The sequence below is a fragment of the Arthrobacter sp. N199823 genome (assembly GCF_002929705.1).
Classification (GTDB): domain Bacteria; phylum Actinomycetota; class Actinomycetes; order Actinomycetales; family Micrococcaceae; genus Specibacter.
Window position 1 is genome coordinate 20,750 of the sequence record NZ_PJIN01000018.1, and the last position, 10,720, is coordinate 31,469.

The 10,720-nt window shown below is 59.9% G+C and carries 14 protein-coding genes; 12 read left to right on the forward strand and 2 right to left on the reverse strand.

Features of this window, described 5'->3' with window-relative positions; genetic code table 11:
* Positions 1-24 precede the first annotated feature (24 nt).
* Positions 25-525, forward strand: a complete 501-nt coding sequence (locus CXQ93_RS19450) for a hypothetical protein (protein WP_104112064.1) — start codon at positions 25-27, stop codon at positions 523-525.
* On the opposite strand, the gene CXQ93_RS19455 is transcribed toward CXQ93_RS19450, so the two are convergent.
* Entirely contained in the window at positions 473-802 is a 330-nt protein-coding gene (locus tag CXQ93_RS19455; RefSeq protein WP_104112065.1) for a helix-turn-helix transcriptional regulator, read from the reverse strand. The two genes, CXQ93_RS19450 and CXQ93_RS19455, sit on opposite strands and share 53 nt — an antisense overlap.
* A gap of 95 nt (positions 803-897) precedes the next feature.
* Here CXQ93_RS19455 and CXQ93_RS19460 point away from each other — a divergent pair, with 95 nt between their 5' ends.
* The 10 genes from CXQ93_RS19460 (at position 898) to CXQ93_RS19500 (ending at position 9,411) form a co-directional block, all read left to right on the forward strand.
* On the forward strand, positions 898-1,974 hold the full coding sequence (locus CXQ93_RS19460) for a sigma factor (RefSeq protein WP_146073286.1): 1,077 nt from the start codon (positions 898-900) through the stop codon (positions 1,972-1,974).
* Positions 1,975-1,999: 25 nt separating this feature from the next.
* Positions 2,000-2,728, forward strand: coding sequence for a hypothetical protein (locus CXQ93_RS19465; protein ID WP_104112067.1), 729 nt, complete (start codon positions 2,000-2,002; stop codon positions 2,726-2,728).
* Positions 2,728-3,828, forward strand: a complete 1,101-nt coding sequence (locus CXQ93_RS21200) for a C40 family peptidase (protein ID WP_258069128.1) — start codon at positions 2,728-2,730, stop codon at positions 3,826-3,828. The genes CXQ93_RS19465 and CXQ93_RS21200 overlap by 1 nt, the downstream gene beginning before the upstream one ends.
* 310 nt (positions 3,829-4,138) lie before the next feature.
* Entirely contained in the window at positions 4,139-4,807 is a 669-nt protein-coding gene (locus tag CXQ93_RS19475) for a response regulator transcription factor (protein WP_181036232.1), read from the forward strand.
* Positions 4,804-6,024 carry a HAMP domain-containing sensor histidine kinase gene (locus CXQ93_RS19480; protein ID WP_104112069.1) on the forward strand — a complete coding sequence of 407 codons (1,221 nt, stop codon included), beginning with the start codon at positions 4,804-4,806 and terminating at the stop codon, positions 6,022-6,024. Before CXQ93_RS19475 ends, CXQ93_RS19480 begins: the two co-directional genes overlap by 4 nt.
* A gap of 108 nt (positions 6,025-6,132) precedes the next feature.
* Positions 6,133-6,411, forward strand: a complete 279-nt coding sequence (locus CXQ93_RS20515; RefSeq protein WP_146073287.1) for a hypothetical protein — start codon at positions 6,133-6,135, stop codon at positions 6,409-6,411.
* Position 6,412: 1 nt separating this feature from the next.
* Positions 6,413-7,372, forward strand: a complete 960-nt coding sequence (locus CXQ93_RS19485) for an FAD:protein FMN transferase (RefSeq protein WP_258069129.1) — start codon at positions 6,413-6,415, stop codon at positions 7,370-7,372.
* Positions 7,365-7,922, forward strand: coding sequence for a ferric reductase-like transmembrane domain-containing protein (locus CXQ93_RS19490; RefSeq protein ID WP_258069130.1), 558 nt, complete (start codon positions 7,365-7,367; stop codon positions 7,920-7,922). Before CXQ93_RS19485 ends, CXQ93_RS19490 begins: the two co-directional genes overlap by 8 nt.
* A complete protein-coding gene (locus tag CXQ93_RS19495; RefSeq protein ID WP_104112071.1) occupies positions 7,919-9,172 on the forward strand; it encodes an NADH-ubiquinone oxidoreductase-F iron-sulfur binding region domain-containing protein in 1,254 nt (417 codons plus the stop codon). Before CXQ93_RS19490 ends, CXQ93_RS19495 begins: the two co-directional genes overlap by 4 nt.
* Positions 9,169-9,411: a ferredoxin gene (locus tag CXQ93_RS19500; RefSeq protein ID WP_104112072.1), complete on the forward strand. Its 243-nt coding sequence runs from the start codon at positions 9,169-9,171 to the stop codon at positions 9,409-9,411. Before CXQ93_RS19495 ends, CXQ93_RS19500 begins: the two co-directional genes overlap by 4 nt.
* A gap of 50 nt (positions 9,412-9,461) precedes the next feature.
* Here CXQ93_RS19500 and CXQ93_RS19505 read toward each other — a convergent pair whose 3' ends face one another.
* On the reverse strand, positions 9,462-10,184 hold the full coding sequence (locus CXQ93_RS19505; protein WP_104112073.1) for a VIT family protein: 723 nt from the start codon (positions 10,182-10,184) through the stop codon (positions 9,462-9,464).
* A gap of 342 nt (positions 10,185-10,526) precedes the next feature.
* Here CXQ93_RS19505 and CXQ93_RS21405 point away from each other — a divergent pair.
* On the forward strand, positions 10,527-10,720 hold a 194-nt coding region (locus CXQ93_RS21405), incomplete at its 3' end, for an FAD-binding protein (RefSeq protein WP_146073288.1).

Sequence of the window (10,720 nt, forward strand, 5' to 3'; positions counted from 1 at the left end):
CGCCACTATCGTGAGGAGCCTGGCATGAGCGCTGGAAGCGGCAATCCGCAAGACCAGCCATCGCCCCAGATGGCCCTTTCTAGGCGCCTGAACCTACTTTTAGATGCTGCTGCAGAAAAGCGTGGCTATGACGTGACTTTTCGTGAGGTCCAAGGTCGATTGGCTGAACGAGGCGTGAGCATGTCCCGTGCCCGTTGGTTCTACATGAAGGACGGAACGAGGGCGCTGGTCACCGATAAGAAGGTTTTGACAGCCATCTGTGAGTTGTTTGACGTTGATTCGTCGTTTCTGCTGGATTTGGGCTCCGACGTGCTTCCCAGAAGTATTGAGGCAAGGCTTGAATTTGTTAAGGCCCTGAGGGTGTCGCGGGTGCAAGCCTTCGCCGCGCGCACACTTGCCGACGTTGCGCCGGAAACGCTCGATGCCATTACCGATTTCCTGAAGCACGGCATGACCGCAACGGCTGATGGTGCTAGCGAGTCGGTTCAGTCAAGTACCGAAGTTGGGCATTCAGAAGATCCTTGACGCGGTCAGGGTTAACTGAATACCTAGGTGCACGACCGTGCCTGCGACCTGGTTCAACGTCTGCACTGACAGCGCCGGCTTCTTCAAGGAGTAGCAGGTGCTTGGCGACGCTTGCCTCGCTGGCGCCAACGTTAGCCACGATTTCGCCGCGTGCGTTCGGCCCGTTTTCCAATAGGTAGCGGATGATCTCGGTGCGCGCTCGATTGCCAAAGGTGGCGACCGCCAGCTCGACGTCGTGTGGCCAATCTGAGGCTATCGGCTGCGTAATTCGGGGCATGGCTTCATTCTGCCTCATAGTTGTCCACAGGGTAAGAGAAACCCCATTGACAATATCTCTTTGGTGCCTTGACAATAGTCTTATGACCTTTTGAAGTGAGTCGACTGCAATCGTTGATTTCGCACAGACTCACGGGGCCCGACATATGCCGGGACGATCCTGCCGCCACCAACGGTGTCCCCAAGATCTTCTGCACAACGTCTGACGGCGTAGCGCTTGATATTCAGTCAACGCATGAAGCGGTGATCATCATGGGTCCTTGGACCAACGAACCATATGAAGTACCTATCGACGGGGCGGTCGATCAGTCCCTGGCCCGTCCGCCGGAACCCGACATCCCTATCGATCAGCTGATGAGGGCTGTCGAAGGGGTTCGTCCGTATGTGAAGATTCATCTGGCCCGGTATGGGTTCTTTCAGGACGTAAATGACGTCTTGCAGGACATCCGTATTGCAGCGTGGGAGGGGACGGTGAACAGCAGCTACCGGGCCTTTCCCGGGGTCAAGTTTGATGCCTGGGTTCAGGGGATCGCCTGCAACCTGTCCGCCGACCATATCCGCCGGCGTATAGCCAGGTCGACTCTGCCATTGCTGGACCAATGCGAGTCCGGGTTTCAGAGCCAGATTGATGTCCAGTTGGTACGCCTCGATGACCAAGTCACCAATCATGTCTGGGCCACGGACGTTTTGCAGTTCGTCAAGGCACACGTGCCCGAGCGCACTTGGAATCTGGCCGTTGCCAGTCTTGCTGACGGGAAGGCGCAATCCACGGCAACCAACAATGATGCGTCCGCCGGCATGCGATGGCAGGCCGTTTTTGTAGTTCGCCAGATGGCTCTGACGACGAGTCGGGCCCTGGATGTCGATCCAAAACTGGTTGTTGACCTAACCTCACTACGTAGGGCTACTGTCGAATCGCTTTCAAATCCGATGCTCCAACTCATCGCGGAGCGCATCGTCCTGCCATCGGTACTGGGCAAGGCACGTTCTGTGGCGGTCGCTGAGGTCGCGCAAGAGGCTGGTGTCAGCGTGCGCTACGTCAAGGTGCAGGTTGGTCTGGCACGGAACCTCGTTCAGGCAGCCGAGGAAATTTTGCGGGCCGGGACAGGGATCGAAGGTGCTGTCATTGAAGCGGCAATCAGCCCGACGGTCCACGCCGCGTCCAAGGCGTAGTTCCTCAGCCCAATGAGGTGTGACCATGAAATTGAAATGGACGGTACGCAGAGGCAGGACAGGCCGACGCCGGCCGTGGATCCTGCTGCTGGTGACTGTCGTGGTTATCGCTGGGATTGCGGCGGTGCTCTCAATCCGCCCCGCGGAAGTCGCCCCCGTTGCAAGGATTCCGGTGTCATCGGTTCCGGCTGCGGTCGCAAGCCCCACGGCCACAACGACCGCGGTGGAACCATCGACCATGACAAGCTCGCCTCCGGATCAATCGGCTGTCCCAGCTGGCGAACCTTCAATTTTGGACTATCGTCTGCTGGCCAACATAGCTGCCCGCACCATCTATACATGGGATACACGAACGGCTACGTATTCGGAGACGTACGGGCGGCTTCGCAGTTGGTGGCATGTGCTGCCGGATGGTTCAAACCCCCTGACCATCTTCGCTCAGCAATTCGAAGCCACAGGGACCAATGCGGCAGCCTTTGCGTCGTTGACTGGAGCGAAGGGATATCGAACTGCACAGACTGTGAACTCATCGTGCGACGAGCAGCTGGCACAATATGTCCAGCAGCCTCCACCCTGGGTGGGATTGCACGTGTGCACCGTGACCTTGAGCGTCGTTGAGCATGCGACGTCTGGAGTTAACAAATACACCGCACCGATCAGCATCGTCGTCAATTGTCCGCCTGCCGTATCTGCGCCGGCAGACCGCTGTGACATGGTGGCTTTCTACGCTGCGCCTGAGCGAATTGTCTACTGATGCCAGCCCCGGCGCTCCTCCTCGGCATAGTCAAGAAGCGTGCGGCCCTTAAATTAGCCGGGGCGGCGTTCTCTGCAATGGTGCTCTGCTGCGTTATGGCGCTTTGCGGATCCATTGCCCTGGTAGCTTTCGGCGCTCAAAGCTCGACGGCGGCATGTATAATGGTCGCTGCTGGCGGCGCGGGCCAGGCAGTGACGATCGCTGTGCCCGACCTGGCGCCCATCACATTGAGCCAGTCGCAGGCGACTGTGGCCCAAGCCTACATAGCAGTGGGCCGCGCCCGGTCAGTCCCAGACAACGGGATCGTGATTGCGTTGATGATGGCCTTACAAGAGTCCAATATGCAAATGCTGGCCAACCCATCTGTCCCTGAATCTTTGCAATATCCGCATGATGGCGTGGGCAGTGACCACGATTCGGTCGGTAGTGCACAACAGCGCCCGTCAGCAGGATGGGGGAGTGTCGCGGAGCTCATGCAAGCCGCCTACAACGCTGAAGCATTTTATGGAGGGCCACAGGGGCCCAACCATGGATCGCCACTAGGACTTCTTGATGTTCGGGGTTGGGATCAAATGGACAAGGGCACGGCAGCTCAAGCGGTTCAAGGATCTGCATTCCCAGAAAGGTACGCCCAGTGGGAGTCTGAGGCAGAAGCAATCCTGAAAGCCTTGGGATCGTCAACCGTTCCGGCGGACTGTACCGCAAACAGTTCGGGGCTGCCGCAACCAACAATGCCAGCGGATTTGAGCCAACTTCGACGTGCGATCATCGCGTATGCGCAGGAGGGAGTCGGCGGTGCATATGTCTGGGGCGGCACTGCCTTCAAAGCCTGGGACTGCTCCGGTTATGTGCAGTGGATCTATGGAAAGGCGGGGATCCAGCTGCCGCGCACGGAACAGTGGATGGCGGGGTCACCCACAACGAATCCGAAGCCAGGTGACCTTGTGGTTCAGAATCCCGATGGACCGAACCATTGGGGGCATGTGGGTATCTACGCTGGCAATGGCATGATGTACAGTGCGCTGAACCCGGCCGTTGGCACGTTGTTACACCCAGTGGCGTGGAACAGCCGATCGGCATATTTTAGGATGGTGCCCTAGAAATGGCTTATAACTATGGGAATGACGAAGCCTCCGTGACCACTAGGGAATACGACGGCTTGCCAAACCATAAATGGGCATTCAGCCTGCAGAATCTGCCCAATAATACTGTTGTTGTCATGATTAGGTGAGATGCTCTCTGGTGGGATGACTTTTTTGAGACGTATCGCGCTCCCAAAGTCATTTTCGTCTGCTGTCAGAAGTCGGCTGCACAGCCCTGATGCATCCGTAGCGGGAACCTTTCACCGGTAGGAGATTATTCTAAAATTCCTGACATTCAGACCTCGCCGCGGAGCTTATACTTCACTTCATGGAGGATGATCCTTGTGTGTTGGTGGTGGAGGATGATGCGGCGTTGGCGGCAATGCTGGCAGAGCTGCTGGGTGGCGAAGGCTATGAGGTGGTGGTGGCAGGTGATGGCCAACGTGCCCTTCATGAGGGTCTCAGTCGGCATTTTGATGTGATGGTGATGGATCGTGGTCTGCCGGCTATTGAGGGTTTGGACGTCTTGGAACGCCTTCGTCGCAAAGGGGTGTCCACTCCGGCGCTCGTACTTTCGGCCTTGAGTAATCCTGCAGACCGCGTTGAGGGCCTGAACCGGGGGGCTGAGGACTATTTGGGTAAGCCCTTTGACATTGATGAACTGCTTGCGCGGGTCAGGTCTCTGCTCAGGCGCCACTCCGACACTTCTACCCTGGTGAGGGTTCCGGGTGGATCGTTGGATGTTGGTACCCGGATGGTGTCATTGGATAATGTGGGCATGGTGATGCTGTCCGAGAGGGAAAGCGAGTTTTTGGAACATCTTGCGCGGCGGCCCCAGCAGGTCTTTACCAGGGATGGTCTTTTGGAGTCGGTGTTCGCCGATGCCGATGACGGTGGCGTGGTTGATACGTATGTGCACTATCTTCGCAAGAAACTGGGCCGCTCGTGTGTGCTGACGGTGCGGGGACGCGGCTACGTTTTGGGACCACTGGTGTGAATACCCGGGATGTGGGAGAGCTTCGCCGTTCGGTGGTCCGGCTGGCGCTGCAGTTTACTGTGCTGATTGTGGTTCTTTTGGCTGTGATGGGCGCTCTGTTGTACTCGATCGTTGCAAGCGGCACGGCGGAGGCCGTGAACAAAACACTGTTGGGGGCAACCCAGATCGACTCTCCGCGTGACGCACCCGCAGGCGTCTACGTCGCGATTGCCGACAAAGGACAGATTAAGACCTCTTCAGCCATGCCCGCAGGGCTCCCGGACCAAACAGCCATGAACCGTGTGGGCGCTTCGCAGTCGGATGAACAACAAAGTCTCGCGTTGGGCGGGCATAGCTACGAGGTGCTGACCACCATTCGCGGGGACAAGGTGGTTCAGGCCGCTGTAGACACTCACGAGAGCAGCGAGTCATTGAACCGCCTGGTGTGGTCCATGGCGATAGTCGGGACGGTGGCAGCCTTGCTCGCTGCCGCCGCGTCGGTGTGGATGGCTGCGCGTGCCATGCGGCCACTGGCCTACAGCCTGGCCTTGCAGCGACGGTTCGTGGCCGATGCCAGCCACGAACTCAGAACGCCGTTAACTTTGCTAAGCACACGCTCCCAGCTCCTGCGCAGGAAGCTCGAGGTGCCCGGAACTGATTATTCCAGGGAAGCTGCCTCAACGGAGGTCAGTGCAATTGTCGAGGACTCACGGCTGCTCACAGGAATTCTCGACGACTTGTTGATTTCCGTCGACCCCCGCACTGCTGTGGCCCACACCGTGGTGGACCTGTCAGGGGTTTCCCGCAATGCTGTCTCCCTGGCCATGCCCCAGGCCGCGCAACAGTCCATCCGGTTGAACCAACCCGGCGCGGGCGTGCCTGTTCTGGTTCAAGGATCGCCGGTTGCACTGCTGCGCGTCTTTACCGCATTGATAGCCAACGCATTGGACCACGCCCGGAGCGAAGTCAACGTAGCTGTGAGCATCAAGGGTGCCGACGCATGCATTGAGGTCTCTGACGACGGCCCCGGATTTATGCCAGGAACCGAGTCTCGTGTCTTTGAAAGGTTCTCGTCACGGCGCCAGGCCTCCGGGAGTGTGGGGCCACCACGTCATTACGGGCTGGGTCTGGCGCTGGTGGCAGAGATCGTGGCATTGCACAACGGCAAGATCACGGTGGGATCCGCCCCCAGTGGCGGTGCCGCGGTCAGGATCCTTGTGCCCTTGGCATCCAAGTAGCGCAGAGCCATTCATCGCAGTTTGCTGGTCCTGTCTAAGAAAGCACAAAGATTCCGTAGGGATGATGGAAGTAAGGATATTTCATCAGCAACCAGACCGGAGCAGACCATGACGAAGAGAAGTAGCGGAAAGCAATGGGCGTTCAACCTCACCACTGCCGTCACCGTGGGTAGCTTTGCGGTTCTCGGCATTGGTGCCATTGCCGTGGATCAAGCCACCGGGATCCCCGGAACAAGCACCAAATCCGTCACCAGCCGTGACAATGGCAGGACCTCACAAATCAAGGTCCCAAGCCAAAGTAGTGGCTCCTATGGTGGATACTCCGATGGTAATTCGGTACAGTCCGGCAACGGCGCGGCCGTCAACGGCACATCGTCGGGGTCCTGACATGGAGTCCACGTCATGGACGGTGTGGGGGCTGGAAGCGTCCATCACCGTCACGGAGCCCTCGCTGGCATCCGCCGCAGAGCTGGTGGTCCGGGAAGAAATTGCAGGCGTCGACGACGCCTGCAGCCGATTCCGTGAAGATTCGGAACTTGTGCGCCTGCAACCCAGACTTTCTTCCGGAGCAACGGTGAGCCCGTTGCTGGCAATGCTGGTTGAGTCTGCGCTCGATGCTGCTGCGTGGACTGACGGAGATGTGGACCCTACCCTGGGCAGGGACCTCGAAGCGCTGGGCTACGATCGGGACTTAGCCGAGGTCCGCCTTGGCCCGCGGGGGGCTGTGATCCATGACCCGCGGGGGCAGCAGCGATCCACCGGCTGGAGCCAGGTACGCCTTGTGGGGCGGAAGCTAAGCGTTCCTGAACATCTGCGCCTAGATTTAGGGGCGACTGCCAAGGCAGTCGCTGCCGACCTTGCCGCACAACGGGTCGCTGCGGAGCTGGGATGTGGGATTCTGGTTTCCCTGGGCGGGGATATTGCCACGGCCGGCCCGGCGCCTGAGGGGGGCTGGCAGGTGCTGGTGCAGGACCTGCCCGGGGATCCCCGGCAGCAGGTCACCCTGCGCGCGGGCCATGCCATGGCAACCTCCAGTACCCAGAAACGACGGTGGCAGCACGCGGGCCGCACCGTTCACCACATTCTTGACCCTAGGTTCGGGCTTCCGGCGGACCCAGTCTGGCGTTCCGTGTCGGTGGCTGCGCCGTCGTGCTTGCTAGCAAATACTTTCAGCACGGCGGGGATTGTCCGGGGCTTTGCCGCCGTTGAATGGTTTGACCGTGTTGGCGTCTCCGCACGTCTGGTCGACGTGCGGGGGCGAGTGTCCACGACGGCGGGCTGGCCCGAGGACGGGAACCAGGATGAACGGGAAAGCATGCCCATGAAGGGAGGGGAGTCGGATGGATAACGCCTTGTGGGCTTTTGGCCGGATGAGTGGTGTGGTCTCGTTGGTCCTGTTCAGCGTCACAGTCATACTGGGGATACTGAACAGGTCTGGCAGGCCCCTGTTTGCCATTCCGAGGTTCTCCGTGACGTTATTGCACCGCAACGTATCTTTGCTGGCAACAGTTTTCTTGGTGTTCCATATCGTGGCGTTAATGCTGGATTCGTACGCGAAGCTCAACGTGATTGACGTATTTGTTCCGTTCTTGGGCGGCTTCAAGCCGTTCTGGCAGGGCCTGGGCACGGTGGCCTTTGATCTGGTTCTTGCCGTGGTGGCCACCGGGCTGCTGCGGCACCGTTTGGGGCAGCGGAGCTTTCGCGCCATCCATTGGCTTAGCTACGCGATGTGGCCGATTGCTCTGGGCCATGCCGTTGGCAACGGCACCGACGGCACCAGCAAGTGGTTTCTTGTGCTTGCCGCAGGATCCCTTGCCGCCGTGGGCGCAGCGGCGGCATGGCGGCTATCAGCGAACTTTTTGGAAACCGCCAAAGCCCGGCAAGGCGGCCTATCATGACAACTCTAGGAGCAGCAGGACCTGCCGTGGATACCGTCAGGGGCAGTGCCGGAACGCCTCAGCTCTTTGCCGCCGGTTCCAACGCGGGCCTGACCGAACATGAACAAGCCTTCGGGCCATTATCCCTGGAATCCATCGACGCGGGCTTCATCGCGGTGTTGGAAGAGTCCGGCCTGACAGGGAGGGGCGGAGCGGCTTTCTCCTCTTGGCAGAAGGTTGCGGCCACGGCCCAGGGTCGTGGCGCAGCGTTGATGCCGGCCAAACCGGTGGTCATTGCCAACGGTGCCGAAGGCGAACCTCTCAGCTTCAAGGACAAGACCCTGCTCGCCCATGCACCCCACTTGGTCATTGACGGGCTCCTGATCGCCGGCCGGGCAGTATCAGCGTCGCTGCTCTACATCTACACAACGCCGGCGGCCCTGCCCGCGGTGGAAGCCGCCGTGGCCGGACGCCGCGATGTCCGCAGAATCAAGGTGGTCCGGGCCGCAGAGACATTTATTTCAGGTGAGGCAAGCGCCGTAGTCAACAGCATCGCCACCGGTGTTGCACTACCTCTGGATAACCGCCGTCGCCTCAGCGAATCAGGACTCAAAGGCAGACCCACCCTCGTGTTGAACGTGGAGACTCTGGCCCATGTTGCCCTTATTGCCCGGTATGGGTCCGGGTGGTTCCGGGGAGCGGGCTCGGAACGGGACCCAGGGACCAGGCTCGTCTCGGTCTCCGGCCAAGGTGCCGGGCAGGTTCTGGAGGTGGAAGGGGACGCACAGTTCTGCGACGTACTATCAAGTGCCGGAGTGGACCTCTCCACTGTAGGTGCCGTGCTGGTGGGTGGCTATCACGGCCGGTGGATCCGGGACTTGGAATGTCGGCTGTCTCCCTCGGGGCAGGGGGAGAACGCGGTAAACCCCGGCGCGGGAGTGCTCCATATACTCCCTACGCAGGAGTGCGGGCTCGAGGCCACCGCACGGATCCTTGACTACCTTGCCCATGCCTCCGCGAAACAATGCGGTCCCTGCATGTTTGGCCTGCCGGCCATGGCCCGTGTCCTGACCGCCATCGCCTACGGAGACCGAAACCCACGACTCGTTCTTGAACTGGAACGTCTCACCAAGCTCGTCGGCGGTCGGGGTGCCTGCCATCATCCCGACGGGACAGCACGGCTGGTCAGCAGTGCGCTGGAGATATTCTCCGACGATGTGAACGCCCATCTTTTGGGAACCTGCACCAGAACAACCAGGAGGGCAACATGACTGAAATACTCCACATCGACTGGACCCGCTGCGACGGGCGGGGGCTGTGCACAGAACTGTTGCCCACCGTTTTGGTCCGTGACGACTGGGGCTACCCCCTCGCACTGCACGCCACCAATGGTGACCGCAGCAATCCCGCCGTCAGTCCCGGAAATGTTGAAGCGGCCCGCGAAGCTGTCCATTTGTGCCCCAAGCTGGCTCTCAGTCTGGCCCCGCAACAAGCCAAATCCCGACAATAGAAGAGCCCGACGGAAACGCCCACGCAACGGCTGGACAAACGCGGGAGTGGCTACATTATCCCGCTTGCCCCGAGGGCGGTGCCGATTCCGTATGTCGCCGCGAGGGCCAAGGCTCCACCGACTACCAGGCGCAGTGCAGACGTGGTTTTGGAGCTTCCCCCGATGGAAGCGCTCACCGTTCCCGTCAGGGCAAGGGCGAACAGTACCGCCAAGAACGTCACCGGGATCCGCCATTCCGCCGGCGGCAGCAAGATGGCCAACAGAGGCAGGATCGCACCAACAGTAAACGCAGCTGCCGAAGCGTAAGCTGCCTGCCAAGGATTTACTTCCTCATGCTGACTGATGTTCAGTTCAGCGGCCAGATGCGCTGATAAGGCATCATGGGCGCTCAGCTCAAGAGCCACCTGTGCCGCAGTGGCTTCGCTGAGGCCCTGCGCACAGTAGATCCCGGTGAGTTCGGCCAACTCAGCGTCCGGGTCCTCAGCCAGTTCTCGGCGTTCCTTCTCGATGAGTGCGCGTTGGCTGTCCCGCTGGCTGCTCACAGATACATACTCACCTAGCGCCATGGAAACAGCGCCGCCAACCACTGCGGCGATTCCGGCCACAAGAATGGGGGCAGGTAAGTTCGTCACGCCTGCGACTCCCACGACAGTGGCGGCGACGGACACAATACCGTCGTTGGCGCCGAGAACCCCGGCCCGCAACCAGTTCAGGCGTCCGGCGATATTGGCGGTGTGTGGTTCATTGTCATGGAAACCAAGTAATTCACTCATGCGCTCAAAATAGCAGCTCGGTCAGATCGAAAATACTTAGTGGATGCTCACAGTTTGCCGTGGCGGCCTTGCCTGGCCAAGACATTGGGGGTTTCTGGCTGTGGGACCTGACTGCGTTCGGTGGATGTGGCCCCGGGCAGCTTCTTTCAGGGGTCAGTGCTGTGCCGGCAGCCAATGCTCGCATAACGATCGTTCAACTGGACGGCGGAGAGGTTCCGCCCTCTAAGTGTTTTCGGACGATGTATGGAACTCCGAATCTCGTTCTCCTTTTAGTTTTTTTACGGTCCGTTCAACGCTCCGCGGTAGTCTGCCGATTGGGGCGGGCATCCTTGGTTCGGCGTCATCGTCGCGGACGCTGGGGCAACACTGCAGGCACTGCATCAGCTCACGATTGCCGAAGGCTGGGGACTGCCAGTGCTCCCAGGGACCTCCCACATCACGGTGGGCGGGGCCATAGCCAGCGATGTCCACGGAAAAAACCACGCCCAACAAGGGTCCTTTGGCCAACACCTGCTCGGACTGGATCTCATGCTGGG

What these genes read in the sequence shown, in the direction of transcription:
- CXQ93_RS19450 (WP_104112064.1), top strand. Translation starts at nt 25, where the DNA reads ATGAGCGCTGGAAGCGGCAATCCGCAAGACCAGCCATCGCCCCAGATG.
- CXQ93_RS19455 (WP_104112065.1), bottom strand. Translation starts at nt 802, where the DNA reads ATGCCCCGAATTACGCAGCCGATAGCCTCAGATTGGCCACACGACGTC.
- CXQ93_RS19465 (WP_104112067.1), top strand. Translation starts at nt 2,000, where the DNA reads ATGAAATTGAAATGGACGGTACGCAGAGGCAGGACAGGCCGACGCCGG.
- CXQ93_RS21200 (WP_258069128.1), top strand. Translation starts at nt 2,728, where the DNA reads ATGCCAGCCCCGGCGCTCCTCCTCGGCATAGTCAAGAAGCGTGCGGCC.
- CXQ93_RS19475 (WP_181036232.1), top strand. Translation starts at nt 4,139, where the DNA reads ATGGAGGATGATCCTTGTGTGTTGGTGGTGGAGGATGATGCGGCGTTG.
- CXQ93_RS20515 (WP_146073287.1), top strand. Translation starts at nt 6,133, where the DNA reads ATGACGAAGAGAAGTAGCGGAAAGCAATGGGCGTTCAACCTCACCACT.
- CXQ93_RS19485 (WP_258069129.1), top strand. Translation starts at nt 6,413, where the DNA reads ATGGAGTCCACGTCATGGACGGTGTGGGGGCTGGAAGCGTCCATCACC.
- CXQ93_RS19490 (WP_258069130.1), top strand. Translation starts at nt 7,365, where the DNA reads ATGGATAACGCCTTGTGGGCTTTTGGCCGGATGAGTGGTGTGGTCTCG.
- CXQ93_RS19495 (WP_104112071.1), top strand. Translation starts at nt 7,919, where the DNA reads ATGACAACTCTAGGAGCAGCAGGACCTGCCGTGGATACCGTCAGGGGC.
- CXQ93_RS19500 (WP_104112072.1), top strand. Translation starts at nt 9,169, where the DNA reads ATGACTGAAATACTCCACATCGACTGGACCCGCTGCGACGGGCGGGGG.
- CXQ93_RS19505 (WP_104112073.1), bottom strand. Translation starts at nt 10,184, where the DNA reads ATGAGTGAATTACTTGGTTTCCATGACAATGAACCACACACCGCCAAT.